Origin of the sequence: Arcobacter siniprincipis (SeqCode) (genome assembly GCF_048571125.1) — a bacterium.
Classification (GTDB): Bacteria; Campylobacterota; Campylobacteria; order Campylobacterales; family Arcobacteraceae; genus Arcobacter; species Arcobacter siniprincipis.
In genome coordinates this window covers 403,522-429,943 of sequence record NZ_CP182343.1, presented here as the reverse complement: position 1 = coordinate 429,943, position 26,422 = coordinate 403,522, and the positions used below count along the sequence as shown (strand labels likewise).

The 26,422-nt window shown below is 29.1% G+C and carries 25 protein-coding genes; 6 read left to right on the top strand and 19 right to left on the bottom strand.

Translation table 11 applies throughout. The annotated features are described in order from the left end of the window. The 5 genes from ACNI3D_RS02275 to trxA form a co-directional block, all read right to left on the bottom strand. The gene (locus ACNI3D_RS02275; RefSeq protein ID WP_419768101.1) at positions 1 to 657 is read right to left on the bottom strand and encodes a response regulator transcription factor; all 657 of its coding nucleotides are present in this window, start codon (positions 655 to 657) and stop codon (positions 1 to 3) included. Continuing rightward, positions 657 to 2,762 carry an ABC transporter substrate binding protein gene (locus ACNI3D_RS02270; RefSeq protein ID WP_419768100.1) on the bottom strand — a complete coding sequence of 702 codons (2,106 nt, stop codon included), beginning with the start codon at positions 2,760 to 2,762 and terminating at the stop codon, positions 657 to 659. The genes ACNI3D_RS02275 and ACNI3D_RS02270 overlap by 1 nt, the downstream gene beginning before the upstream one ends. A 130-nt stretch (positions 2,763 to 2,892) precedes the next feature. Continuing rightward, on the bottom strand, positions 2,893 to 4,299 hold the full coding sequence (locus tag ACNI3D_RS02265; protein ID WP_419768099.1) for a DASS family sodium-coupled anion symporter: 1,407 nt from the start codon (positions 4,297 to 4,299) through the stop codon (positions 2,893 to 2,895). A 165-nt stretch (positions 4,300 to 4,464) separates the two neighbouring features. Further along, positions 4,465 to 5,394, bottom strand: a complete 930-nt coding sequence (trxB, locus tag ACNI3D_RS02260) for a thioredoxin-disulfide reductase (protein WP_419768098.1) — start codon at positions 5,392 to 5,394, stop codon at positions 4,465 to 4,467. Between the two features lie 197 nt (positions 5,395 to 5,591). Then, positions 5,592 to 5,909 carry a thioredoxin gene (gene trxA, locus ACNI3D_RS02255; protein ID WP_129101022.1) on the bottom strand — a complete coding sequence of 106 codons (318 nt, stop codon included), beginning with the start codon at positions 5,907 to 5,909 and terminating at the stop codon, positions 5,592 to 5,594. 138 nt (positions 5,910 to 6,047) lie between these two features. Here trxA and alaS point away from each other — a divergent pair, with 138 nt between their 5' ends. The 3 genes from alaS to ACNI3D_RS02240 are packed head-to-tail and all read left to right on the top strand — an operon-like array spanning position 6,048 to position 9,647. Further along, positions 6,048 to 8,600, top strand: a complete 2,553-nt coding sequence (alaS, locus tag ACNI3D_RS02250; RefSeq protein WP_419768097.1) for an alanine--tRNA ligase — start codon at positions 6,048 to 6,050, stop codon at positions 8,598 to 8,600. A gap of 9 nt (positions 8,601 to 8,609) precedes the next feature. Continuing rightward, a complete protein-coding gene (locus ACNI3D_RS02245) occupies positions 8,610 to 9,089 on the top strand; it encodes a hypothetical protein (RefSeq protein ID WP_419768096.1) in 480 nt (159 codons plus the stop codon). 57 nt (positions 9,090 to 9,146) lie between these two features. After that, a complete protein-coding gene (locus ACNI3D_RS02240) occupies positions 9,147 to 9,647 on the top strand; it encodes a C40 family peptidase (RefSeq protein WP_419768095.1) in 501 nt (166 codons plus the stop codon). On the opposite strand, the gene ACNI3D_RS02235 is transcribed toward ACNI3D_RS02240, so the two are convergent. The 4 genes from ACNI3D_RS02235 to ACNI3D_RS02220 form a co-directional block, all read right to left on the bottom strand. Continuing rightward, positions 9,644 to 10,573: an AEC family transporter gene (locus ACNI3D_RS02235; RefSeq protein WP_419768094.1), complete on the bottom strand. Its 930-nt coding sequence runs from the start codon at positions 10,571 to 10,573 to the stop codon at positions 9,644 to 9,646. The genes ACNI3D_RS02240 and ACNI3D_RS02235 overlap by 4 nt on opposite strands. A 72-nt stretch (positions 10,574 to 10,645) precedes the next feature. Then, positions 10,646 to 11,920 carry a tellurium resistance protein TerC gene (locus tag ACNI3D_RS02230; protein ID WP_419768093.1) on the bottom strand — a complete coding sequence of 425 codons (1,275 nt, stop codon included), beginning with the start codon at positions 11,918 to 11,920 and terminating at the stop codon, positions 10,646 to 10,648. Continuing rightward, positions 11,910 to 12,803 carry a DMT family transporter gene (locus ACNI3D_RS02225; RefSeq protein ID WP_419768092.1) on the bottom strand — a complete coding sequence of 298 codons (894 nt, stop codon included), beginning with the start codon at positions 12,801 to 12,803 and terminating at the stop codon, positions 11,910 to 11,912. The genes ACNI3D_RS02230 and ACNI3D_RS02225 overlap by 11 nt, the downstream gene beginning before the upstream one ends. A 3-nt stretch (positions 12,804 to 12,806) precedes the next feature. Further along, on the bottom strand, positions 12,807 to 13,979 hold the full coding sequence (locus ACNI3D_RS02220; RefSeq protein ID WP_419768091.1) for a multidrug effflux MFS transporter: 1,173 nt from the start codon (positions 13,977 to 13,979) through the stop codon (positions 12,807 to 12,809). A 39-nt stretch (positions 13,980 to 14,018) separates the two neighbouring features. Between ACNI3D_RS02220 and maf the strand changes: the two genes are divergently transcribed. Further along, on the top strand, positions 14,019 to 14,567 hold the full coding sequence (gene maf, locus ACNI3D_RS02215; protein WP_419768090.1) for a septum formation inhibitor Maf: 549 nt from the start codon (positions 14,019 to 14,021) through the stop codon (positions 14,565 to 14,567). 59 nt (positions 14,568 to 14,626) lie between these two features. On the opposite strand, the gene ACNI3D_RS02210 is transcribed toward maf, so the two are convergent. The 10 genes from ACNI3D_RS02210 to gap form a co-directional block, all read right to left on the bottom strand. After that, positions 14,627 to 15,340 carry a hypothetical protein gene (locus ACNI3D_RS02210; RefSeq protein WP_419768089.1) on the bottom strand — a complete coding sequence of 238 codons (714 nt, stop codon included), beginning with the start codon at positions 15,338 to 15,340 and terminating at the stop codon, positions 14,627 to 14,629. Positions 15,341 to 15,513: 173 nt separating this feature from the next. Beyond that, a complete protein-coding gene (gene dxs / locus ACNI3D_RS02205; protein ID WP_419768088.1) occupies positions 15,514 to 17,316 on the bottom strand; it encodes a 1-deoxy-D-xylulose-5-phosphate synthase in 1,803 nt (600 codons plus the stop codon). Positions 17,317 to 17,341: 25 nt separating this feature from the next. Further along, a complete protein-coding gene (hisC, locus tag ACNI3D_RS02200; protein WP_419768087.1) occupies positions 17,342 to 18,436 on the bottom strand; it encodes a histidinol-phosphate transaminase in 1,095 nt (364 codons plus the stop codon). 14 nt (positions 18,437 to 18,450) lie between these two features. Further along, positions 18,451 to 19,518 carry a chorismate mutase gene (gene pheA / locus ACNI3D_RS02195; protein WP_419768086.1) on the bottom strand — a complete coding sequence of 356 codons (1,068 nt, stop codon included), beginning with the start codon at positions 19,516 to 19,518 and terminating at the stop codon, positions 18,451 to 18,453. Further along, positions 19,515 to 20,294 (bottom strand): HAD-IIA family hydrolase, encoded by a 780-nt coding sequence (locus ACNI3D_RS02190; RefSeq protein ID WP_419768085.1) that lies wholly within the window; start codon positions 20,292 to 20,294, stop codon positions 19,515 to 19,517. The genes pheA and ACNI3D_RS02190 overlap by 4 nt, the downstream gene beginning before the upstream one ends. Continuing rightward, a complete protein-coding gene (lysA, locus tag ACNI3D_RS02185; protein ID WP_375722647.1) occupies positions 20,295 to 21,503 on the bottom strand; it encodes a diaminopimelate decarboxylase in 1,209 nt (402 codons plus the stop codon). It lies immediately after the preceding gene. 206 nt (positions 21,504 to 21,709) lie between these two features. Beyond that, positions 21,710 to 22,537 carry an enoyl-ACP reductase FabI gene (gene fabI / locus ACNI3D_RS02180; protein WP_375722646.1) on the bottom strand — a complete coding sequence of 276 codons (828 nt, stop codon included), beginning with the start codon at positions 22,535 to 22,537 and terminating at the stop codon, positions 21,710 to 21,712. 1 nt (position 22,538) lies between these two features. Beyond that, positions 22,539 to 23,243 (bottom strand): triose-phosphate isomerase, encoded by a 705-nt coding sequence (locus tag ACNI3D_RS02175; RefSeq protein ID WP_419768084.1) that lies wholly within the window; start codon positions 23,241 to 23,243, stop codon positions 22,539 to 22,541. Position 23,244: 1 nt separating this feature from the next. Further along, positions 23,245 to 24,441 carry a phosphoglycerate kinase gene (locus ACNI3D_RS02170; RefSeq protein ID WP_375722644.1) on the bottom strand — a complete coding sequence of 399 codons (1,197 nt, stop codon included), beginning with the start codon at positions 24,439 to 24,441 and terminating at the stop codon, positions 23,245 to 23,247. Between the two features lie 8 nt (positions 24,442 to 24,449). Next, the gene (gap, locus tag ACNI3D_RS02165; RefSeq protein ID WP_419768083.1) at positions 24,450 to 25,448 is read right to left on the bottom strand and encodes a type I glyceraldehyde-3-phosphate dehydrogenase; all 999 of its coding nucleotides are present in this window, start codon (positions 25,446 to 25,448) and stop codon (positions 24,450 to 24,452) included. A 90-nt stretch (positions 25,449 to 25,538) separates the two neighbouring features. On the opposite strand from gap, the gene nadD reads away from it, so the two are divergent. Then, entirely contained in the window at positions 25,539 to 26,075 is a 537-nt protein-coding gene (nadD, locus tag ACNI3D_RS02160) for a nicotinate (nicotinamide) nucleotide adenylyltransferase (protein ID WP_129101004.1), read from the top strand. Between the two features lie 13 nt (positions 26,076 to 26,088). Further along, positions 26,089 to 26,415 carry a ribosome silencing factor gene (gene rsfS / locus ACNI3D_RS02155; RefSeq protein WP_258238677.1) on the top strand — a complete coding sequence of 109 codons (327 nt, stop codon included), beginning with the start codon at positions 26,089 to 26,091 and terminating at the stop codon, positions 26,413 to 26,415. Positions 26,416 to 26,422: the final 7 nt, after the last annotated feature.

The following is a 26,422-nucleotide window of genomic DNA, read 5'->3' as shown; positions in this document are numbered from 1 at the left end:
TTATGAAATAAAAACTGCTTTACTTAAAGAATATCCTATTCCTTTAATAATAATTATACTGTTTTCAGGGAGTTTCTTTCTCAACCTTTTTATCATTGATCTTATATTTACGAGGGTTGTTTCTTCGCCCTCCCATACGTATTCTTCAAGCTCTTCATAGGTTACGACACGATGTAAATTATTTGAAAATAATTCCAAAAAAAGTATCTCTTTTTTTGTAAGTTCATGTTCAATTTCATTTTTAAATAATCGACGATTTATAAAGTCATATTTACAATCTTCACTAAATTTTAAAAACATTTTAGGAAGAGAACAGAGTTTTTTTACTTTTTGAACAAGTTCAAATATATAAAATGGTTTTTTTAAATAATCATTGCATCCACCTTCATATGATTTTTGTATTTTTTCCAAATCATGATTAGAACTTATAATAATAACAGGTGTTTTTGCATGATTAAATCTAATATATTCTAAAACAGTTATTCCATCTAAATTTGGAACATTTATGTCTAAAATAAAGCAAGAATAACCATTACCTAAAGCTTCAGCAGCTTCCTCGCCATCATAAAAGCAATCAACTTTATAGTTTTCACTAACTAAGGCTTGTTTTATCACATTGCTAAGTCTTTCATTATCTTCTAATACTAATATTTTCATCAATTTTGTTCCAGTTTTATAGTAAACATAGCACCACCATCTATATTTTCAACAGAGACTTGACCATTCATTTTATCTTCAATGATCACTTTTGTCATATACAATCCAATACCATGTCCATCTTCTTTTGTTGTGTAATATGCTCCAAAAATCTTATCCATACTTTTAGCATTTATTCCACCCGCATTATCTTTTATTGTTATTATTAACTTTTTATCTTCATTAAAAACTTTTATTTGTATTTTTCTATTTTTATAATCATTATTTAAAAGAGCATCTTTTGCATTATTTACAATATTTAGAAATGATTGCATAAACTCATTTTTATAGCCATATACATTTAAGTTTGTATTTTCTCTTATATCCAAATTTATATTAATACTATTATACTTAATATTGTGATGTATTATTTCAAGCATTCTTTCAACAGCTTCTTTTATATTAAACTCAACCTTTTTATTAGAGGGCATAATAAATTTTTGAAACTCATTTATAGTATTTGTCATATATGATACTTGATTCATAATATCTTTTACAAAACTATCATCTTCTTTTACTTGCTCACATTTTTTTGTATAAAAAAGTTCTTGTGCAATTGCTGTTATTTCTACAAGAGGAGATTTCCATTGGTGTGCAATTGAAGAAAAGACTTCACCTATTTCAGCTAATTTACTTTGCTGTATAATAAATTGTCTATTTTTTTGTTTTTCTATAGCTACTTCTCTTTCTTTTGTAATATCTGTAAAAATAGTAACAAAACCTTCAGATTTTGTTTTTTCATCTTTAAATCTTTCTTGTTTTATAAGAAAAATTTTCTTTTTTCTTTTACTATCAATAAAATTAAATTCATTATTTTCTTCTATGTTTAAATTATAATTATCTATTGCTTTTATAATTTTCTGAACATTTCTAATTTCATTAAAATCTTCAAGTTTTTTTCCATATAAATCATTACATTTCACACCTAAAAGATTGCAGAAAGTTTTATTGGAATCAACAACTACTCCCTTAAAATCTTGCCAAAATATTGGACTTTCAATTGCATTTAAAAGTGCTTCATCAAAGTCAATTCTTCTTCTTAAGTCTTTTTCAACTTGTTTTCTCATATAAATATTATGAGCAAGTCCTAATATTAAAAAAAGCAAAAAAGGTGAAATTGTAAATACAAAATTTATAAATCCCCTATGTCTTTCATAAAAGGTAGGTCTTTTGTTAATTAATTTGTAAGGAATTGATAAGCCGTCAACAGGAAGATAAAACTCACTTAATTTTTGAGAATCAAATATATAAGTTAAATCTTTATAAGTAATTATCTTATGAGATTTTTTATTTAATATATCTAAGGCCATTTCCCCTGATAGTCTACCAAAATCATTTAAATCAATTACTTTACCACCAGTTGCACCTTTTTTTATAAAAATAGAATCTGTTACAAAAATAGGTATTTGTGCATTTTTTATAAAATCTGCTATCTCTTGATTTTTATATAGTTTCCCATCTTTATTTTTATAAAACCTTATAAAAAGTGCCGCACTATTTTCTTCTTTTTTAGAAAATTTCTTTTTCAGAATTTCTAAATTATCTTCAATTATATATTCAATGTCAAACTTATTGTTAAAGTCCTTTATTAACTTTTCAATAAGTGGTTCAGTATGTTGTGCATTTGGACTTTTGTCATTTATAATATATAATTTTCTAATACTTGGAAAAATCGTTCTTATAATGTCTACATTACCTTTTAAATCTCTTTTTTCTAAAAGAGCTGATACTTTATCTTTTACGCCATAATGTTCTGCTTTTTTAACAGAAAAATTTTCTATTCCAACGGCAAGAATTGGTTCATTTTTAAAAAACTCTTTATAAATACTTAATACAAAATCATAAGCAAATCTATCAACTGCAATTATTAAATCATACTTTCTATTTTTTAATTGCACTCGATAAAGCTTTTCTAGACTTTCGTAATACTCTTTTGAAGTAACTCTTTTAGAATCCATGTACAAAATATTTACATCAATATTTGAATGGGGATATATGACTTTTTCAATGCCATTTATAATGCTATCACTAAATTCATAACCTTTGTGATATGAATTAATTATCAATATCGAACTATTTGAGAAAAGGAATGTCTGGAAGACTAAAAATATTAGAAGTTTTTTCATAGTAGAAATTATAGTCAAAATTTCTAAAAAATGGTGCCAAAGTGTGACACCATTTTTAAAGATAACTGTTTTATAGGATTACAAATCCAAGAGCAACTAAAGCTCCTAAATATATAGCTCCAAAAATAAAACCTAATTTCCACCAAGTAGCTTGTGATATATATCCAGCTCCATACCAAATAGGTGATGGACCTGTTCCATATGGAGTGATAATACCCATAAGACCTAATGATCCTACAAAAAGAATAGCTAGTGGTTGAAGCATTTCAACTGGAACTAAATTTGCTGCTATTCCTAAAAATAGTGGTAATAATGCTACTGTGTGAGCTGTAACACTTGCAAATAAGTAATGGAATAAGAAGAATAATACTAATAGTACAACTCCAATCATTATTGGATCCATTCCAACTAACCAAGTAGAAATTAATCCAGATGCCCATTTTAGATAACCAACTTCTTTAAGACCAGAAGCCATAGCTACAAGTGTTGCAAACCAAATAAATACATTTATTGCTGCTTTATTCGTAATAACATCTTCCCAATTAATTACATCGAATAATACAAGTAAACAAAGTACAGCAATAGCTGCAACTGTACTATTTACACCAATTTGACCACCAAAAATCCACATTGCAAGAGCCAACATACCTAAACATAACATTGTGATTTCTTTTTTAGTAATAGAACCCATTTCTTTAAGTTGTTTAGCTGCCCATGTTGGAGCTTCTGGTGATACTTTTTGTTCTGGTGGATATACTAAATAAGCAAGGTATGGTACTAATAAAAACAATGGAATCATAATAACTGCTAAAGTACCAAACCAACTACCCCAACTAATTGAGACACCAATATTTTTTTCAACAAGTGAGACTGCAAGTAAGTTTGGTGCAAGTGCTGTTAAGAACATAGAACTTGTCACACAAGTTGCAGCAATAGCTACCCAAGAGATATATGATCCTATTTTTCGTGGTTCATGATCTGGTAATGAATCAAACATTTGTGGAATATTAATAGCAATAGGGAAAATTGTTCCTGCACTTCTTGCTGTATTTGAAGGCATAAAAGGAGCAAGGATTCCATCTGCAAATGCTACTGCATATCCTAATCCTAAAGTAGTTTTACCTAATTTTTTAACCAAAATCAATGCGATTCTTTTACCAAGTCCTGATTTTTTGTAACCAAGAGCAAACATAAATGCTGCAAAAATTAACCATATAACCCCATTAGAGAAACCACTTAAAGCCCATTTTGCTGAAGCTTTTGCACTATCACCAACTAATCCAAATGTTGCAGAAAAAGCAACACCCACTAAACCTATTAGTGCAGGTGGAATTGGTTCTAAGATTAAACCAACAATTACTCCTAAGAATACTGCAAAGAAATATTGTGCATCTACTGCTAAACCTTCAGGTGTAGGAAGAAGTGCGACAATAATTGCGACTAAAATTGGAAGCGCCATTTTCATATTATTGCTCATAATAAACCTTTCATTTCGTTATTTATGAAATGATATATGTTTGATATGGCATTAGTGTGACATTTTTAAATTTATTTCTTTAATTTTATAATTTAAGGAAGAAAGAAGATAAAGAAAGTCTACTTTATCTCCTTTTGAGAGTCATTTAATATATAAATACTTATTTTAACCAACATATTCAATAATATTAACAGCAGCAGTAGCACCATCAGCAGCTGCACATACTACTTGTTTCGCTGCATCTATTCTTACATCACCTGCGGCATATAATCCTGGTACATTTGTTCTCATCTTTAAATCTACCACTACTTCTGTTGCTTCATTTACTTCACATAGGTAACTTCCATCTTCTTGTTTTAAGCTATCACTTAATACATCTCTTCCTACAAATGTAAATACTCCTGGTACTGCTAAATCTCTTATATCACCTGTCTCTTTACTTTTTACTTTTATTCCTAGTACTCCTGTAACATCTCCATATACTTCTTCTACTGTTACATTACTTACTTCTTCTATATTCTCACAAGCTTTCATATGTTCTATTGTACTTGGTGCTGCTCTATATGTATCTCTTCTATGCACTAAATATACTTTTGAACACATCTTTGAAAGGTAAACTGCTTCTTCTAAAGCTGAGTCTCCTCCTCCTATTACTGCTACTTCTTTATTTTTATAAAAGAACCCATCACAAGTGGCACAAGTTGATACTCCTCTTCCGAAAAATTCATCTTCTCCTTTAAATCCACCTTTTTTTGGAACTGATCCTGTTGCTAGCAATACTGATTTTGCTTCTTGTTTTGTCCCATCACTTAATTCTACTGTAAACACTTCACCTGTTTTTGTTACTTTAATTACTTGATTCATCTCATGTTTTAAGCCAAATCTCATAGCTTGAATTGGCCATGATTCCATCAAGTCCATCCCACTTATTATTTCTACTTGTCCTGGGTAATTCTCTATTTCACTACTTCCTGTGATTTGTCCACCTGGCATACCCATCTCAAACATCGTTACATTTTTTAATCCACCTCTTGTTGAATACAAACCTGCTGTTAATCCTGCTGGTCCGCCTCCGATTATCGCTAAATCTAACATCTTCTTCTTTCCTTTTAGTTAATTCTTTAAAAGATAATTTTTATCCTTTAATAATATTTGTCGTATTAAACACTAATATAGATTAAGTATGCAATTGATTTATTTTTTAGAATCTTTTTTTAAAGGAAATTTAATATTAGAAATAAAAAAAGGGCAAGAAAAAATCTCTTGCCCTTTTTAAAAGTATTTATTATTTATTATAATAAAGAGTTAATCTTATCAGAGAAAGCTTGTTTTGAAGCAGCACCAATCATTTGATCAACAACTTCTCCATCTTTCATGAAAATTACTGTAGGGATAGATCTAACACCATATTTAACAGCTAAATCTTGCTCTTCATCAGTATTTACTTTACAAATATTTGCTTTTCCTTCGAAATCACCAGCTAATTCGTCAATTACTGGAGCTAACATTCTACAAGGTCCACACCATGGTGCCCAGAAATCTACCATTGAGATTCCTTCTTTTACTGTTGCTTCAAAGTTATCTTGTGTCAATTCTATATATTTACCCATCAACGTTCCTTTATGTGTATTATTTCAAAAATTATACATACTTAAACTTTAAATAAACTTGTACTTTTTTGCATATAATCTTTAATAAATTATATTTTAGCTAGAATATTTGCTCTTAAATTATAATTGGAAATTTACATGGATATTAGAAAAGAGTATTTAGATTTTTTTAAAAACAAAGGACATGAAGTAATATCTTCTATGCCACTAGTCCCAGATGACCCAACGCTTCTTTTTACAAATGCAGGTATGGTTCAATTTAAAGACATATTTACAGGTGCTATTCCAGCCCCAAAAAACCCAACTGCAACATCATGTCAGTTGTGTATTAGAGCTGGTGGTAAACATAATGACTTAGAAAATGTAGGATATACAGCACGGCATCATACATTATTTGAAATGTTAGGTAACTTCTCATTTGGTGATTATTTTAAAGAAGATGCTATAGCTTATGCTTGGGAATTTATTACAGTTAATCTAGCCTTACCTATTGATAAATTATGGGTAACTATACATGAAACTGATGATGAAGCTTTTAATATTTGGAAAAAACATATTGACCCTACAAGAATCAAAAGATTTGGAGATAAAGACAATTTCTGGGCTATGGGTGATACAGGTCCTTGTGGTCCTTGTAGTGAAATCTTTTATGACCAAGGTGTTGAAAACTTTGGAAGTGATGAAGACTATTTAGGTGGAGATGGTGATAGATTTTTAGAAATCTGGAACTTAGTATTTATGCAATATGAACAAAGTAATGGTGTTCGAACTCCACTTCCAAAACCATCAATTGATACAGGAATGGGATTAGAGAGAGTTATTGCCATAAAAGAAGGTGTTTTAAATAATTTTGATTCGTCTAATTTTAAACCACTTGTAAATGAAGTAGCAAAATTAGCTAAGAAACAACCAACAAAAGAGACTATTGGTTCATATAGAGTAATTGCTGACCACTTAAGAGCTGTATCATTTATGCTTTCTCAAGGTATTTTATTTGGAAATGAAGGTCGTCCTTATGTAAATAGAAGAATTCTTAGACGAGCTGTTAGACATGGTTATTTATTAGGTTTTAGAGAAGCATTTATGTCAAAACTTGTTGATGTATTAATATCTATGATGGGTGAACACTATACAGATTTAAAAGAGCAAAGTTCATTTATAAAAGAGCAAATAGAACTTGAAGAAGAGAGATTTTTCAAAACTATTGCTTCAGGAATGACTTTATTTAATGATGAGTTAGTAAATACAAAAAAACTATTTTCAGGTGAAGTTGCTTTTAAACTATACGATACTTATGGATTCCCTTTAGATTTAACAGAAGATATGTTAAGAGAAAAAGATTTAAAAGTAGATATTGAAACCTTTGATAAGCTTATGAATGCCCAAAAAGCTAAGGCTAAAGCTGCTTGGAAAGGTAGTGGAGATGAAGCTAGTGAAGGTGATTTTAAAGTGTTACTTGAAAAATACGGGGTAAATGAATTTGTTGGATACGAAAATACTTCATATAAAAGTACTATCGTTACTCTACTTGATGAAAAATTCAAGGAAGTTGATTCTTTAGAAAAAGGGAAAACTGGTTGGATAATGCTTGATAAAACACCATTTTATGCTACAAGTGGTGGACAAAGTGGGGATATTGGAGCTTTAGAAGATAAACAACATATTGCGATTATTGAAGAGACTTCAAAATTCCATGGAATAAATCTATCTAAAATAAAAGTAGAAACTTCAAGTTTACAAAAAGGTGAAGTTGTAAGTGCAGTTGTAGTAAATAGATATGAAGTTGCAAAACACCATAGTGCTACTCACCTTTTACAAAGTGCACTTAAAATGGTTTTAGGTGATACTGTTTCACAGGCTGGTTCATTAAATGATTCTTCAAGATTAAGATTTGACTTTACTTATCCAAAAGCTATGACAAATGAACAAATAGAAGAAGTACAAGACTTAGTTAACTCTATGATTACAAGAGGATTAAAAGGAAGTGTTGAAGAACTTCCTATTGAAGAAGCTAAACAAAAAGGTGCTATTGCAATGTTTGGTGAAAAATATGGAGATATGGTTAGAGTTGTAAACTTTGACGATGTTTCTGTGGAATTTTGTGGTGGAACACATGTAAGAAATGCTCTTGATATCGGGAGTTTTTATATTATAAAAGAATCAGGGGTAAGTGCAGGGGTTAGAAGAATAGAAGCTGTTTGTGGAGCTGCTGCTATTAGATATACTAATTCTATAATTTCTAAAATGAATGAGATAGAAAGTGAAATCAAAAACACTGATGTAATCTCTGGTATTAAAAAACTAAAAGAGCAAATAAAAACTTTAAAACAAGAAGTAGTTGAAGCTCAAAGTGCCTCAACTACACCAATAGCTGAAGAGATGATTGGTGATACAAAAGTAATCGTTGATATTGTTAAAAATGGTGATATCAAAAAAATAGTTGATGATGCAAAAAATGGAAATGAAAAAGTAGCAATACTTTTAATCCAAGCAAAAGATGACAAAGTAATGCTTGTAGCTGGAAGTAAAAATACAAATATCAAAGCTGGTAATTGGATAAAAGAAATTGCTCCAATCGTAGGCGGAGGTGGAGGTGGTAGACCTGACTTCGCACAAGCTGGGGGAAAAGATGTATCAAAAGTAGATGAGGCAAAAGCAAAAGCACTAGCTTATGCAAAAGAAAATTTATAAGGCTTTAAAATGAAAGAGTTGTTTTTATCAATGCCAAATATAATTATATTTTTACATGTAATTTCTGCTGTATTATGGGTAGGAGGAATGATAGCTATTAGATTTGCTATTCATTACTCTATGCAAAATATAGAAGAGCCTAAAATAAAATTAGCAAGAACCTTAGAAAACCTACAAAGATTTTTTAATCTAGTTATTCCTGCTATTTTAATTTTATTAATCACAGCTATTATGATGATTTTAGGACTTGAATTAAAAGCAACTCCTTTATATAAGTTTGCAATGGCAAAAGAGATTATTTGGACTATTATGACTTTAATCTTTATTTATATTTATATAAAAAGAAACAAAGCTCAAAAGTATTTTGATAAGGGTGAATTAGCTCTTGCAAAAGCTACTTTAGAGCCAATAGCAAAAATATTTATACCTACAAATATCATATTGGGAGTTATTGCAATTTTTATAGGAGTTACACTAAGAGGGTTTTAATCCTCTTTACTCTTTAGCTCTTTTTTGATATATTACATAATTCTTTTAGGATATATCATGAGAACTATAATCTTTTCAATTTTCTTATTATTTTTCATAACTGCTTGTTCTACAAAAAATCCTTATACTCCGACAAAACCCCTATCTACATACAAAAATACTATGACATATAATAATATAAATATTTCAGATGCTCTGCTTGCTCATTATAGACAATGGCAAGGAGTAGGATATAAATATGGTGGTCAAACTAGAAGTGGAATTGATTGTTCTTATTTAGTCTATGATGTATATAGAAAAGAACTTAGAAAAAATATTCCAAGAACTACATATTATCAGTCAATAAGTGGGAAAAGTGTCAATAAAAAAGATTTAAAAACTGGGGATTTAGTATTTTTTCTTACAAGTAAAAAGGGCTCTAGACATGTGGGAATATATTTAAGCCATGGTGATTTTATGCATGTATCAACATCAAATGGAGTGATGATATCTAGTTTATCCAATCCATATTGGAGAGTTCACTATTGGAAAGCAAGAAGAATTTTAAATACTAATTAAAACCCTCCATACCAAAATATATATAATGGTATTGCTATAACAGAGACTACTGTACTTAAAAACACAGCCAAGCTTGCCTTTTCTGGTTTAGCATTTAATAACACTGCTAGAGTTACCGTATTACCAGCAAGAGGTACAATTGCAAAAAGAAATAAAACTTTATATAAATCTTCATTTAAAAACATAAAAAATGTTTTATCTAAATAGATAAATCCTACAATTGATAAAGGCCAAAAAATAAATTTCATAAAAAATGCTATAGAGATAAATTTCACATCAAAATTATCATCACTATTTTTTAAACCAATTAATCCCATACCAAGCATCATCATTCCTAAGATTCCATAAGCACCTTTAAATTGCGCAGTATAAGAACTTATAGCTTGAGGTATTTCAAAACCTACTAAGTTTAATATAATTCCTAAAATAAAAGCATAAAGAATTGGTAACTTTGACATTTTCTTTAAAGCTTGAGAAACTGTAAAATTACCCTTTGCTGTTACATAAAAACCTGTCGTACTTTCATATAATAAAGAAGTCAATACTGTAAAAATATAAATATCTGCTAAAGCAGGAGGAAAAAATATAATTGCAAGGGGAATACCAAAATATCCAGTATTTCCTGTCCCTGCTGAAAAGGCTAAGATATTTCCTGTAGGATCAGACCAAGAATTTTTAAACAAATAAAGTGAACCAAAAGCTAAAACTGAACAAAATATATATAAAAATATAGGTAAAAAAGCAACTGCAAAGTTAATCTTCACACTCAAAGTAGCTGAAAAAACTACAATAGGACCTAAAATATAAATAAGTAGAGCTGCTATTGATTCTCTTTTTACATGAAGATATTTTGTAGATAAATATCCCAAAATAACATTGATATAAATAGGGAATACTTTTAGTAAAATTAAAAAAAATAGACTCATAGTTTATTTGCCCTTCTTATTGTTAGTTTTATTAAGTATATAAATTATGTATGAAATATGTATGATATTATCTTATAGTATAAACTTATCTAAAATATAAAGTGCTATTACGCAAACTATATACATCTTTATTACAAATGGAAGATTTAATAAAAATACCTCTTTTGCTTCTACATTATATCTTGCTTGAATAGTCAAATTTAATCCACTAAAAGGTGAAGAAGAAACCGTAATCGCCCAAGCCATTAAAAAAGTAACTGCCAATAAAGTATGATTGAATTGAAGTAAAAAACTAGCAATTACAGCAATAGTAATGATAGGATGGATTCCAATAAAAGATAATATTATAAAAGTAAATAATGTAATAGAAGCTTCTATATAAGTAAACTGCGTAAATGGAACGCTTACATGGTATCCATTTAAAATCGTACTTACAGAAACTCCAAATAGACCAGCAACCAAAAATAGTGATATCTCCATCTTCATCTTAGGTAAATCACTTGTAATATGTTGTTTAAATAAGTGAAGTGTTTTTGTAAAATTTACTTTTATTAGTGAAATAAAAATAGTCAATAATAAAGAATAGATACTCACTAAAATAATAACTTTCAAGTTCTCTTCATAATATTTTGTAATCAAAATAAATATAACTAATAACACAGGGATATAAAGTGTCTCTAAAGAGATAGGATAACCTTGAAAACTCTCCAATTCAAACTTTTTACCAACTTCTAAGTAAGTTACTATTAAAGCTATAAAAGCAAGTATGATTCCAGTAAAAAAGATTGTTGATTTATCAAAGTTTGGCAAGTATGTTAAAGCAGCTGCAAAGGCTACAAAAAATGGTGACCAATAAGCATCCGAAGAGAAGGCTCTTGTAAGTACTATTAACTGTAGTTTAGATAGTGGACCTTTTTTATACATCTTATCTGCTATTAAAATCAAAGATGAAAGATTTATCACTGAACCAAAAAGATGCACTCCTAAATAGGTTTTAAAAAAAGAGCTTTTACCTGATTCTACTTTTGCTTTTTTTTCAAACTTTGGTGTGGCAATAAGTTTTAAAAAGGTAACTCCTATAAGTAAAGTAAGCAGATACTGATTTATACTCAAAGCTTTTATAATATTTATATCAAAACCTTTTATGTATGAAAATAAAAAGCACAATAAACTTAAAACCAAAAGTGTAACTATTATCTTCTTTTTACCTAAGGTAATAAAAAGTAATAAAAAAGCTATCCAAGCAAAACAACTTGCATAAATCAAAAGATTACTATCTATAAAATATGCAATATTTGTAAATAGAAAAGATAAAAATATCAATACTCCAGAAATACTATTTAACAACTGGAACCCTTTTAAAAAAGATTGATAAATAAATACCTGTAGCAATAAAAGCAATTCCTACAATATGATAAGGATGTAAAGACTCATTTAAAAATATGTATGCCAAAATAAATCCAAAAACTGGCATAAGATGAATAAATTGACCAGCCTTTGTAGCTCCAACTTCATATGTTGCACTGTTCCAAAAATAAAATGACAATACAGAAGGAAAGATTGATACATACATTAAAGTAAATAATAATTTATCATCATGCAAAAATCCATACTCAAATTTAAATCCAAATATTACGCAAACTAAAAATAGTATCACAACCCCAATAAAAGTAATAATAGATAAAAACTCTAAAGGCTTTATATCTTTTGGTTTAAACTTCAAATATATAGAATATATAGCCCAAGTAATACAAGCTAAAATAATCCACAAATCATATCTTGTAAACTCTAATTTCATTAAGGCTTCGTATTCACCTTTTAATAGTAAATATATAACTCCTATAGTCGATAGGAATATTCCAAAACCTTGTAGTTTTGTTATTTTTGTATTTATTAATATTGAAGATAAAATAATTATAAAAATAGGAATTGAAGAGTTTATTAATAAAGTATTTGTAGCTGTTAAATGCTCTACTCCCAAATAAATAAAAGTATTATAAGCACTAATACCCAAGGTCCCACAAAGTAAATATAATAGTGGATTTTTTTTGAATATAGCTATTAATCTTTTGCTATTTTTTATAGTATAAGGTGAAAGTATCAACACCACAAAAAACCATCTGAAAAATGATAACTCCATGGGTGAAATATCTGTAGAAACATATCTACCTACAACAACATTTCCTGACCAAAATAAAACTGCCAAAACCAAATAAATATAATATTTCATAAATCACACTTTGAATTTTTTTATATATAGTAATATCAAAAATGATAAAGTAGAGGTAGTAGCCATCAAAATAAATATTGGGCTTAAAGTATCATCATGGAAATAACTTGCTAAAAATCCAACAAATGAGGCAATAATAAAACCTATCACTCCATATAAAGAGTTTGTTGTAGCACTTATATCCCCAAAATCTTCAAGAACCAAAGCAATAGCATTTGCAAAAATAAATCCTAATGCACCTACATATATCATAATAAAAATCGCAACGCTTATTATGGTATTATGTTCATTAAAAGTGTATAAACCTATGGCACTTAATAACTGTAAAGATACTCCAAAACGAAGTAAAGTAAAGGTTGCATATTTTTTTAAGAAGTGCATATTTAATCTACTAAAAATAATCAAAGTAAATACATTTAATCCAAATAAAAGTGTAAAATGTTTTGCATCAACTCCAAAATAATCCATATAAATAAATGAAGACTTAGTAATATAAACAAACATCCCAGAAAAACCAAATCCACCAGCTAAAATAAGAAGTATCGCTTTTTTATTTAAAAAGATTCTTCCATAACTTTTAAAGATATTTTTATTTTTTGTTTTAGGCGAAGTCTCTGGTAATTTTGTAATAAAATAAATTATACAAAATGTATAAATAGCTAAAAATATAAAGATATACTTCCACGAATAAAAACTTAAAATCGTAGTTCCAATAATAGGAGCAATCATAGGTGCCACCATCATAATCATAGAGATGATAGAAAATACTCTTGCTGATTCTTTTCCATGATAAATATCTCTAATAATAGCATTTGTATTTACAACAGCAAAGCCACCTCCAATAGCTTGAAAAAATCTAAAAGTCCAAAGTTCATGGATAGATGAAGCTTGGGATATCAATAAAGAAAAAGTAATATATATACATAAACCTGTAAATATAAAAATTTTTCTTCCATATCTATCTGATAAAGGACCACCAATCAGTTGTCCAAGAGAAAAACCTAAAAGATAAATACTTAAAGTAATTTCAACTTCATCAATAGAAGTATAAAAATAATTTGCAATATTTTTAAAAGCTGGAAGATATACATCAATAGCAAGAGGAGTAATTGAACCCAAAATTGCAAGTATAAAAACGAAACCTTTTGGTAAGTTATATTTAATATTTTGTTTCATTTGCGTAAAATATCATAATTGAATTAAAAAGGAAGTTTATTGATAAGATTAGGTTCAAAATCACCCACTAGAGCTAAGATTCTAAAAGCTCATAATATAGAGTTTATCCAAAGTGGAGGAGAGTTTGATGAAGATACAATCACAACCCAAAACCCAAAAAGTTTCGCCTATCAAGCAACCTTAGGAAAGTTTGATGAACTATACAAAAGATATGGTATAGAAGAGTACCCTCTCTTAGTATCTGATTCAGTAGTAACAGCAAATAATTTATTACTACGAAAAGCAAAAGATAAAAACGACGCCAAAAGAATGTTAGAACTACAAAGCGGAAACCAAACCTCAGTAATAAGCTGTATGAAATACAAAAGCAAAACCCTAGAATTAATAGACATATCCATCACAACTTATATCTTTGAAAAGTTCGATAAAAAAGACATGCAAAACTACCTAGACTCAAATGAGTGGAAGGGAAAAGCAGGAGCTATTATGGTAGAGGGATTTTGTAAGCCATATATCAAAGAAGTGATAGGATATGAAAGTACTGCAATGGGATTATGTGTGGAGAAATTGAAGGTGTTTTTGGGTTAAACTTATGTTATAGATTTACAAATAAACATATAGTGTTGTATTAAATAAACTATAAATCTCTAAATTGGCATATTCCTATTATAATCTCTAAACTGCTCAATACAATGAATTAAAAACTCAATATCACTAGGATATTGTAACTTCACCTTATAATCTATTTGTTTTCCAGTATTATATAGTTTCAATGTAATAATATTAGCACTATACATTGAATGACTACTAATATCTTTATATTTTATCTCATCACCATTATTTACGAGTTTATTATTATATATAGTAACAAATTTTGATAATTTTTTATCAATATAATGATAAAAAATTATCATAAGAATACCTATTATTACTATTACGTATGGTGTTTTAAGTATAGGTAAGAATATAGAAATTAATACAATCCCTATTAGAAAAAAACTTACTCCTCTATTATTATATATAAGAAATTTTTCATCTACATGTGGTAACTCACTGATTTTATTAATTGTATTTATATTTATAGTTTCCGCATAATTTACATTCATTCTTTTTACTTTTTTAATTAAGAAAGATATCTTTTCATTATTATCTAATATATCAATTATTTTTTCTTTTGACAAAGCTGATTTAGTTAAAATATCTTTTTCTAAAATTAATTTTAAATATCTGATTTCATCTTCTGATGTTGTAAAATCTTTTAATGATCTTTTAGCAAGTTCATAAGAGTTTGAAACACCTATTTTCATTAAATCATAAATAATTCCACCTAATAAAGTTGTTGTCAAAAATTCTGTAACCATTTAATACCTTATAATTATTAAGATATTTTATCACAAGAATTCATAAAAGCCCAAAACTTCATATTTTTTACGAAATCAAGGCGAAGGAATTTTTTTGTGAAGGAGCTTACAACTAGTAAGTGACTGAGCAAAAAAAGTCCTTCAACGCAGAGTCCGTGAAAAAGATGGAGTTTTTATTTTACTTTATCAGCTAGTTGAGCAGGTAGTAATCCTAAAGACTCTTCCACCACTTTCGTATCCCCATGCACTATAAAATCATCTTCATATTCAAAGCTTGTCAATTTTACGCAAACTTTCTCTTCATTTAAAAACTCTAAAATAGCACTAGCTACTCCACCTTGTTTTTGTGAGTCTGAGAAAACATACCAGTCATCGTATTTTTTAGCTAACTCTTTTAGAGTATCTTTATCTAATGGTTTTACAAATCTTAAATCTAAGATTGCAATATCTTCACTATGAAGTTTTTCTGTCTCACAGGCTCTTCCAACTCCTGCTCCATAAGCTATGAAAAGTTTATTTGAAGTTCCTTCTTTTAGAAGTTCTGCCTTACCTAACTCAAAAGGTGAAGCTGGTGCACATACTTCTTTAAATGCACCTCTTGGATATCTAATAGCACATGGACTTTCTAAATCATAAGCAAATTCGAGACCTAATTTTAGAGTTTCATTACATCTTGGTGCAAATAAAACCATATTTGGAATAAATCTTAAAAATGAAATATCAAAAGCACCTTGATGCGTCTCTCCATCATTCCCAACTATCCCGGCTCTATCTATAGCAAAAACAACTGGCATATTCATCAAAGAAACATCATGAATAATTTGGTCAAATCCTCTTTGTAAGAAAGTAGAATAAATAGTAATAAAAGGTTTAAATCCCTCTTTTGCCATAGCTGCCATTGAAGTAATAGCATGTTGCTCTGCAATTGCAACATCCCAAAATCTTTCAGGAAACTCTTTCATAAGTTTATCTATACCTGTACCACTTGGCATTGCAGCTGTTACTCCAACTACATTTTCATGTTTTGAAGCTAGGTCTAATAAAGCATCAGCAAAAACAGCAGTTGCTGATTTTGGTGCTTCTTTTTTTACAAATGCTCCATCTTCCACATTAAAAGGCCCAACTCCATGCCAACACTCATGTTGACCTTCAGCTATTTTATAACCTTTTCCTTTTACAGTATGTGCATGAACGATAACTGGTTTTTTCATAGCTTTTGCTATTTCTAAAGTTTCAATTACTTCTTTTATATCATGTCCATCAATAGGTCCAATATAATCAACACCCATCTCTTCAAATAAAATTCCAGGAGTGATTAACTTCATAGCTTCTTCCATTCTTTTAGCTATATATGTTGTACCTTCTGGCATATTATTTTTTATAAATTTATCAACTTTTGTTTTAAAACCTTGATAATATTTTCCAGCTAATAACTTAGATAAGTACTTAGAAATCGCACCAATTGGTTTTGCTATTGACATCTCATTATCATTTAATATAATTACCATAGGGAGTTTTAAATCACCTATTTCATTTAGTGCCTCATAAACCATTCCAGCAGTCATAGAACCATCACCAATCATAACAACTGGCACTCTATCTTCTTTTTTTAGTTTGATAGCTTTAGCTGCCCCTACTGCTAGGGAAAGAGAAGTAGAACTATGCCCTGCTACAAAATAATCAGCATCACTCTCTTTTGGTTTTGTAAAACCACTAAGACCATTAAATTGTCTAATAGTTTCAAACTCTTCCCATCTACCAGTTATAAGTTTATGGGGATAACATTGATGAGATACATCAAAAATAAAGGGATCTTTACTTGAATCAAAAACATAATGCATACCAACAGTTAATTCAACTGCACCAAGAGTTGAAGAAAAATGTCCACCTTTTCTCGATACAACATCTATTATTCTATCTCTGATTTTTTGACTTACTTCTTCTAATTCTTTTGGCGATTTGTTTTTTATTTTCATATCTCTTCTTAATCTATTTTAATTTTTATAACACTTCATCCAACATAGAAAATACTTTTGTATTTTGTTCATTTGTACCAATTGTAATTCTTATTGCATTTTGTCCATATCCAGTTAAATCTCTAACTATAATACCCAGTTCTAAAAGCTTTTGAGCTACTTCTTTAGATACAAACTTATCAGCCATCTTGATAGTTATAAAGTTTGTATAAGAAGGAATATATTCAAAACCTCTTGATTTAGCATACTCTTCATATCTTGTCATCTCTTCAAAGTTTTTAGCAATACAAGTAGTTACAAACTCTTCATCTTTTAAAGCTTCAATAGCAGCTGCTAGAGTTAAAGTTGTGATGTTAAATGGTGCTCTTAATTTATAAAGAGTTTTTATAATCTCAGGTTGTGCAATACCATATCCAACTCTCATCCCACCCAAAGCATAAGCTTTTGAAAAAGTACCTAAATAGATACAATTTGGGAATTTAGTAATTAAATCTTTTGGTACTATTTTTTTATTTTCATCTTTAAATGCTGCATACTCTTGATAAGCTCCATCAACTACTACTAAAGTTTCACTATTAATTTGTTCTAAAAACTCATATACATCTTTTGTATCTACAGCTTCTCCTAAAGGATTGTTTGGTAGACATAAAAATATAACATCCGCACCATGTTCTTTGTATAAAGCTAAAAATTGTGCTAAATCATGGGTATGTGATTCTGTTTTTATTATTTTTGCACCTGTTTGTTTACCATAAATCTCATACATAGCAAAGGTTGTTTTTGCCATAAGTAATTTTGAATCTTTTTCACATTTTGCATGTACACAAAACTCTATAATTTGGTCACTTCCAGAACCTATAATTACACTAGATGAGTCTACATCAAACTTTTTACCTAAAGCCTCTTTTAACTCATACATAGAATCATCTGGATAAACAAACATATTTTTTGCTAACTCTTGAATTTTAGCAGTAACTTTTGGACTTGTTCCATATGGATTCTCATTTGAAGCCAATTTTATAACATCTTTTGGATTTACACCATACTCTCTAACAACTAATTCAATTGGTTTTCCAGCTTCATAAGTTGTAACATTTTCTAAAACTTCATTAAATTTCATTTATTTTCCTAAAATTAAATATCGTCTATTTCTTTAACATATGAACCTAAGAATTTGATAGATTCTTTATGTTTTTTAAATATCTCTTTTACATTTTCATCATCTTTATGCCCGTTAAAATCAATAAAAAAGATAGAGTCACCTTCAACAATATGTGATTTTATCTTAGTTAAATTGATTTTAGCCTTATCAAAATCAGTTAAAAATTCTACTAAAACACCTTGTAAATTTGGTAATTTTACTAAAATAGATGTTTTATCATTTCCACTTTGAGCATTTTCAAAGTCACTTATAATAAAAAATCTAGTTTTATTATTGTCTTTGTCCTCTATATTTTCAAATAATATTGGAAGATTATACAGTTTTGCACCAACATGTGAACAAATAGCAGCACTATTTGGTTCATTTAGAGCTAACTTTGCAGCCTTTGTTGTTGATTCTACTGGAATATGCTCCACCTCATCAAGTCCAAAATTTTCTAAAAATCTTCTACATTGTTCAAAGGCGATATCTTTTGAATATATCTTTTTAATGTCTTTTACTTTATCACAAGTAGTTGCAAGAGTATGATGTATATTTAGAACAACTTCTGCGATAATCTTTAAATCATAAGTGCTTAGGCAATTTATTGTGTCTGAGACTATTCCATTAGAAGAGTTTTCAATAGGAATAACTCCAAATCTAGCTTTTTTTGTACTAACTTCTCTAAATACACCTTTAATAGAACCAATTGAAATATATGAACTCATAGCCCCAAATCTTGCTTCTGCTGCTTGGTGAGTAAAACTTCCTTCTGGCCCTAAATAAGCAATATTTTCTGGTAATTCAAAATTTCTACTTATTGCAAATATCTCTAAGAAAAATGCTTCAATCGCAGCTCTATTTAATTTACCTTTATTTAGAGTATCAAGTCTATCAATAATAGCTTTTTCTCTTTCAGGTCTATAAATAGCTCCACCACTTTTTGCTTTTAAAAGTCCCACTTCATGAACTAAATCCATTCTTTTATTAATAAGTTCTAAAAGTTCATCATCAATTGCATCTAATTTTTTTCTTAACTCTAATAATCCAGCTTCACTCATATTTCACCTTTATTTAAAAGATTCAAAACTCCACCTATATCTTTACATATAAAATTAGGTTTATCTTTTTCATCTAAAGTAGATAGTATCTCTTTTTCACTTTTTATTTTTCCACTTAATACCAAACAAGAACTCATACCCAAATTTTGAGCTCCTATTAAATCACCTATCATATCATCAGAGACTATCATTATATCTTTAAAATCTACATTAATAATATTTTTAGCACTTTGAAAAAATCCAATAGAAGGCTTTCCAACTACTTTATAATCTTTATTTGTAGCAAATTTTATCATCTTCATAATTGCCCCAACACCTGGATATCTTCTTCCATCTTTTGAGTATATAGAAGTATCATGCATCCCAATTATGCTATTTACTCTTAAAGCAATCTCTATCATAGAAGCATAATCTTCATTTGTGTAATCTTTTTTAATAGAGACTATTAATTCTTTTGGATTTTCATAATCTAAAATATAGCCCAAATCAACCATAGTTTTTAAAAATTCATCTGCTCCAAAAGCTGCAACTGTTTTTTCTTTTGTTACAGTGTTTAAGATATAAAAAGGGTCAATATAGTTTTTTATATTAAAACCCTTGTCATTTAAAAACTTTTTAAAGTCTTCACTTTTAAATTTAGTGTTGTTTGTAATTACGACATAAGGTATGTTTTTTTCATTTAAAGTATCAATAAATTCTATTGCACCATTTATTGGGTCTTTATTAATATCATCAATTAATGTACCTTGTACATCAATGAAATAAGCCTTATTCATTTATTTTATAAATTCCTCTTCAAGTGCAATTATATCTTCGAAAGTTTCTCTTTTTCTTATAAGTCTATCTTGACCATTTTCCACAGCAATTTCAGCAACTCTACCTCTTGTATTGTAGTTAGATGCCATTGTAAAACAATAAGCCCCTGCACTATAAATTGCTACTAAATCATTATGTTCAGTTTTCGGTAGTTCAATATTTTTTGCAAAAAAATCACCACTTTCACAAATAGGTCCTACTAAATTACAATCAGATATATCTGAACTCTTATCAATAACTTCAATTTTATGATGGGCATTGTATAAAGCTGGTCTAATTAAGTCATTCATAGCTCCATCAACTATTACAAATCTTTTATTACCATTTACTTTTTCATATAACACTTTTGTGATAAAAGTTCCTGCATTTCCAACCATAAATCTACCTGGTTCACATACAACTGTTATATCAAGTCCAAACATAGTCTCTAGTACTGATTGTGCATACTCTTTTGTATCAATAAGTTTTTCATTATCATATACAATACCAAGACCACCACCAATATCCATAAAAGACAATTCTATATTTATAGCTTTTAAGTTTCTAACTAAATCAGCTACAATTTTTACAGACTCTTTTATAGGGTCTAATTGAGTTAGTTGAGAACCAATATGTAAATGAATTCCTACAGGGTCTAGATTATTAGAGTTCTTACATTGGATATACATTCTTTTTGCTGTATCAATATCAACTCCAAATTTATTCTCATGTAAACCAGTTGAAATATATGGATGAGTTTGAGGGTCAATATTTGGATTAACTCTAATAGAAATTCGAGCAATTTTATCTAACTCTTTTGCAATCATCTCTACTCTGTTTAACTCAGCATCACTTTCAACATTTATCATCAAAATATCTAAATTAAGAGCCTCTCTTATCTCATCATCTATCTTCCCAACACCTGAGAAAATAATCTTATAAGGAGCAATTCCAACTTTTAAGGCTCTTCTTACTTCACCAATAGATACACAATCAGCCCCAGCACCAAGATTTGCAAGGTGTTTAATAACAGATAAATTCGAGTTTGCTTTAACAGCATATGCAACCAATGATTTTCTAGCTTTAAAAGCATCTTTTAATTCAGTATATTGACTTGTAATATGATCAAAATCGTACACATAATAAGGTGTTTTATATTTGTTTGCTAATTCTTTAAAATTAATATTCATTTCATTCCTATGTTTTCTAAAATCTTAAATCTAAATTCCAAGAATTTAAATCTAAAACTTTTATTTTTAATAAATAGCTTAGAAGTGTTAGATTTTATCCTAGACCAAGGCGGAAAGTAAATTTTAGGTAGGAGCTTACTAAAGTAAGTGAGTATCTAAAATTTACTTGACAACGCAGGTATCGGTTAAAAGCTGACGCTTATAACCTATTTATCTGTACCGTTCCATGCAATTGTTGGACGACCCTCTTCATTGAACTCAACCGCTGGCATACCCATGATATTATAACCACAATCCACATAATGAATTTCCCCAGTAACTGCACTTGATAAATCAGATAACAAATACATCCCAGAGTTTCCAACTTCATCAGTTGTTACATTCTTTTTAAGTGGTGAGTGAGCTTCATTCCATTTTAACATAAATCTAAAATCACTAATTCCAGCTGCTGCTAAAGTTTTAATAGGACCAGCACTTATTGCATTTACTCTAATTCCATCTTTTCCCAAATCTTCAGCAAGATATTTTGTAGTCATCTCTAAAGCAGCTTTTGCTATTCCCATTAGATTATAATTTGGAATATATTTTGCCCCACCATAATATGTAAGAGTTAAAATAGAAGAGTTTTCACTCATTAATGGTTTTAACTCTCTTGTAACTTCAATAAGTGAATAAACAGATACATCCATAGCAATATCAAAAGCTGATTTTGTAATATCATAAAATCTTCCTGATAATCCCTCTTTTGGAGCAAAAGCAATAGAATGAACGATAAAATCTATTTGACCTAAGTCTTTTTCTAAAGAAACTTTTAGTGCTTTGATTTCATCAGGATTTGATACATCACAAGGATAAACTAAATCTTCACTGTCAAATTCAGCAGCAATAGGCTCAACTCTTTTTTTCAAAGAATCATTTAAATATGTAAAAGCTATCTTAGCACCTTGTGCAGCACACGCTTTTGCAATACCATAAGCGATAGACTTATTATTTGCAACACCTAAAATTACACCTTTTTTACCATTCATTATCATCTTATAACCCTTTTATGTTTTCTAAAATTTGAACAAAATCTTCTTTTACCCAAGAAGCTGTCCCTATTAATGCCCCATCAACTCCATCAAGTGAACAAATTTGTGCAACATTTTCTACTTTTACACTTCCCCCATAAAGAAGTGGTTTATCTATTTTACTTTTTATTACACTATGAACTGATTTTATATCTTCTGTTGTAGCAGTAACTCCAGTTCCTATTGCCCAAACTGGCTCATAAGCTAAAATAAGATTTTCATAATTTGTATCTATTCCAACAAATTGCTCATAAATATACTCTAAAGTTTTTTCTAATCCTTGCTCTTTTACTTCTAAAGGCTCACCAATACAATAAACTATTTTATATCCTAGCTCTTTATAAAAAGCATATTTTTTAGCAATCTCTTCTTGAGATTCACCTAAAATATGTCTTCTTTCACTATGTCCTATTAAAATAGTTTTGATATCAAATTCATCAAGTTGTTGAGTTCCTATTTCACCTGTAAAAGAACCTTTGTTTACACTATAAGCATTTTGTGCCCCAATAGTTAAATTAGAACTTGTTTCATAATTATCCAAAGATGTAGCTGTTGGGAAGATAATTACTTCCACATCTTTTTCTTTAGTTAAATACTCATTTACAAAAGAGATATACTCTTTAGTACTAGCTCTTGTATGGTTTGTTTTGAAGTTTGCTGCAATAATCATATTAATCCTCTAAAAGTAAGGCTTTTACACCTGGAAGGATTTTACCTTCGATTAATTCTAAAGAAGCTCCACCACCAGTTGAGATGAAAGTCATTTCATCTTCATCACCAGTTATTCTAACTAAATCAGCAGTATCTCCACCACCAACAACAGTTGTAGCAAATGATTGAGCAACCGCATGGGAAACTCTTGTACTTCCTTTTGCAAATTTATCCATTTCATAAACACCCATTGGTCCATTCCAAAGAATTGTATTTGCATCATTTAGTGCTAATTTAAACAGTTGTGCCGTTGCAGGTCCAATATCTAATCCAAACCAGTTTTTTGGTATCTCTTGAACAGTTACAAGTTTTGCAATTGCTTCTGCATCAAATGCTTCAGCTGCAACTACATCAACAGGTAAATAAAGTTTTACACCAAGAGCTTTAGCTTCATCCATAATCTTAATAGCTTCAGGAATCAAATGCTCTTCTACTAAAGATTTTCCAACTTCCAATCCTAAAGCTTTTAGGAAAGTAAATGCCATACCACCACCAATTAGTATTTTATCAACTTTTGGTACAAGATTATGTAAGGCTTCAAGTTTTCCAGAAACTTTTGATCCACCTACTATTGATACAAAAGGTCTTTTTGGGTTATGTACAATATGATGGAAAAATTTAATCTCTTTTGCTAGTAAAAATCCAGCTGCTTTATGTTGCATATCAAAATAATTTGTAATACCTTCAACAGAAGCATGAGCTCTATGAGATACTCCAAAAGCATCATTTACATAAACATCTGCCATAGATGCAAGTTTTTTTGCAAACTCTTCATCATTTTTTGTTTCACCTTCATGAAATCTAAGATTTTCTAAAAGTAAAATATCACCTACTTCTAAATTTTTTGCAATCTCTAAAGTATCATCTTGAACAATATTTTTAGCCATTTTTATCTCTTGCTTTAAAAGTGTATGTAATCTTTTAGCAATAGGTTTTAAAGAATATCTTTCATCAAAAGGCTCTTTTGGTCTTCCAAAGTGAGAAGCTAAAATAACTGAACAATCGTGATCAATACAATATCTTATTGTATTAAGTGCACTTCTTATTCTTCTATCATCAGTTATATTATTATCTTCATCCATTGGAACATTAAAATCACATCTAATAAATATTTTTTTACCAGATATGTCAATATTCTTAAGCTCTTGTAATTTCATTTATATCCTTAGTTTTTAGCTACGTAAACAGCCATATCTATTAATCTTGAAGAGTATCCCCACTCATTATCATACCAACTCATAACTTTTATCATATTCCCACCAATTACTTGTGTTAAATCTGAAGCTATAATTGTAGAGTTTGTATTTCCTACTAAGTCACTTGATACCATCATTTCATTGTCAACGGCTACTATTCCAGCAAACTCTTTTGCTTTTGATTCAAATAAAGCATTTAACTCTTCTTTTGTTGTATCTTTTCTAACTACAAAGTTTACATCTACCATAGAAACATTTGGTGTTGGAACTCTTACACTTTGACCATGTAATTTTCCATCAAGTTGAGGCATAATTAATTTCATTGCTTTTGCTGCACCTGTTGTAGTTGGTATCATATTTTGAGCCCCTGCTCTTGCTCTTCTTTTATCTTTATTATGTTTTACATCTAAGATATTTTGGTCATTTGTATATGAGTGAATTGTTGTCATTAAACCTTTTTCAATCCCATAAGCATCATCAATAATTTTAGCTATTGGTCCTAAGCAGTTTGTTGTACAAGAAGCATTTGAAACAATTAATTGCCCTTTATACTCTTTTTCATTAACACCTAATACAAAAGTTGGAGTATTATCTTTTGCAGGTGCAGACATAACTACTTTTTTTGCACCATTATCAAGATGTACTTGACAAGATTCTTGTGTTAAATATGCACCAGTACATTCTAAAACTACATCTGCTCCACAATCTTTTGTAAAAGTTAATTCTTTAGCATCTCTTGTTGAATAAAGCTTTGCAATGATTTTTCCCATCTTTAAAAATCCATTTACAACTTTTACATCTCCATTAAAAGTTCCATGAACAGTATCATATTTCGTGATATACTCTAGCATCTCAACAGAAGCTGTATCATTAATCGCAACTAATTCTACGTCATCTCTTTGTTCAATAATTCTAGCAACACATCTACCAATTCTTCCAAAACCATTTATAGCAACTTTTATAGCCATTTCGTCCCTCTTATTTTTATATATATTTTAGGCATTTTATCTAAAAGTTGCTATAATATAATTTAAGTATAATACAAAGGATTATATTAAGTGCAAATTGCAATTTTTGGTGGTAGTTTTGACCCGGTGCATATCGCCCATGAAACTATCGTAATAGAAGCTTTAGACAAACTTGACTTAGATCTAATTATTTTAGTTCCTACTTTTTTAAATCCTCAAAAGATAACTTCACATTTAAGCCCAAATGAAAGATTGTATTTATTGAGTAAAAATTTCAAAGATTGTGAAAAAGTTATAGTTAGTGATTATGAAATAAATAAAAACAGACCTGTATATTCTATAGAAACAATACAATATTTAAAAGAGTACTACAACCCTGATAAAACATATTTTATTATTGGTGCGGACAATTATGAAAAATTAAATACTTGGTATAAAGTTGATAAGATTTTAAATGAAGTAGAATTGGTTGTTGTTACAAGAAATGGATTTTGTAATGATATTTATGATAATATATTGACTTTAGAAGTAGATATTGATATAAGCTCTACTGAATTAAGAAATAATTTGGACTTAGAGTTTGTTCCAAATAAAATAAAAGATGATGTCAAAAAATTTTGGCACTAAAAAGGTACATATATTGACTAGAGAAGAAACAATTGTAAAAGTCTTAGAAGATAAGAAAGCAGTAAATGTTGAACTTATCAATCTTAAAGACAAAGATTATATTGTAGATTTTGTTGTTATTGCAACAACATTAAATGCTAAGCATGGATTTGCTTTATTAAACTATTTAAAAGAAGAATTAAAACCAGCTGGTGAAGAATTTTTAAGAGTTGATGATAATGATGATTGGACTGTTATTGATTTAGGAGATGCTTTTATACACCTAATGACAGAAAAAACAAGAGAAAAATATTCATTAGAAGAGTTCTTAAGTGAACTAGAGATTACAAGAGAGGGTTAATTCACCC

What these genes read in the sequence shown, in the direction of transcription:
- ACNI3D_RS02275 (WP_419768101.1), bottom strand. Translation starts at nt 657, where the DNA reads ATGAAAATATTAGTATTAGAAGATAATGAAAGACTTAGCAATGTGATA.
- ACNI3D_RS02265 (WP_419768099.1), bottom strand. Translation starts at nt 4,299, where the DNA reads ATGAGCAATAATATGAAAATGGCGCTTCCAATTTTAGTCGCAATTATT.
- trxB (WP_419768098.1), bottom strand. Translation starts at nt 5,394, where the DNA reads ATGTTAGATTTAGCGATAATCGGAGGCGGACCAGCAGGATTAACAGCA.
- trxA (WP_129101022.1), bottom strand. Translation starts at nt 5,909, where the DNA reads ATGGGTAAATATATAGAATTGACACAAGATAACTTTGAAGCAACAGTA.
- alaS (WP_419768097.1), top strand. Translation starts at nt 6,048, where the DNA reads ATGGATATTAGAAAAGAGTATTTAGATTTTTTTAAAAACAAAGGACAT.
- ACNI3D_RS02245 (WP_419768096.1), top strand. Translation starts at nt 8,610, where the DNA reads ATGAAAGAGTTGTTTTTATCAATGCCAAATATAATTATATTTTTACAT.
- ACNI3D_RS02240 (WP_419768095.1), top strand. Translation starts at nt 9,147, where the DNA reads ATGAGAACTATAATCTTTTCAATTTTCTTATTATTTTTCATAACTGCT.
- ACNI3D_RS02235 (WP_419768094.1), bottom strand. Translation starts at nt 10,573, where the DNA reads ATGAGTCTATTTTTTTTAATTTTACTAAAAGTATTCCCTATTTATATC.
- ACNI3D_RS02225 (WP_419768092.1), bottom strand. Translation starts at nt 12,803, where the DNA reads ATGAAATATTATATTTATTTGGTTTTGGCAGTTTTATTTTGGTCAGGA.
- ACNI3D_RS02220 (WP_419768091.1), bottom strand. Translation starts at nt 13,979, where the DNA reads ATGAAACAAAATATTAAATATAACTTACCAAAAGGTTTCGTTTTTATA.
- ACNI3D_RS02210 (WP_419768089.1), bottom strand. Translation starts at nt 15,340, where the DNA reads ATGGTTACAGAATTTTTGACAACAACTTTATTAGGTGGAATTATTTAT.
- dxs (WP_419768088.1), bottom strand. Translation starts at nt 17,316, where the DNA reads ATGAAAATAAAAAACAAATCGCCAAAAGAATTAGAAGAAGTAAGTCAA.
- hisC (WP_419768087.1), bottom strand. Translation starts at nt 18,436, where the DNA reads ATGAAATTTAATGAAGTTTTAGAAAATGTTACAACTTATGAAGCTGGA.
- pheA (WP_419768086.1), bottom strand. Translation starts at nt 19,518, where the DNA reads ATGAGTGAAGCTGGATTATTAGAGTTAAGAAAAAAATTAGATGCAATT.
- ACNI3D_RS02190 (WP_419768085.1), bottom strand. Translation starts at nt 20,294, where the DNA reads ATGAATAAGGCTTATTTCATTGATGTACAAGGTACATTAATTGATGAT.
- lysA (WP_375722647.1), bottom strand. Translation starts at nt 21,503, where the DNA reads ATGAATATTAATTTTAAAGAATTAGCAAACAAATATAAAACACCTTAT.
- fabI (WP_375722646.1), bottom strand. Translation starts at nt 22,537, where the DNA reads ATGATAATGAATGGTAAAAAAGGTGTAATTTTAGGTGTTGCAAATAAT.
- ACNI3D_RS02175 (WP_419768084.1), bottom strand. Translation starts at nt 23,243, where the DNA reads ATGATTATTGCAGCAAACTTCAAAACAAACCATACAAGAGCTAGTACT.
- ACNI3D_RS02170 (WP_375722644.1), bottom strand. Translation starts at nt 24,441, where the DNA reads ATGAAATTACAAGAGCTTAAGAATATTGACATATCTGGTAAAAAAATA.
- gap (WP_419768083.1), bottom strand. Translation starts at nt 25,448, where the DNA reads ATGGCTATAAAAGTTGCTATAAATGGTTTTGGAAGAATTGGTAGATGT.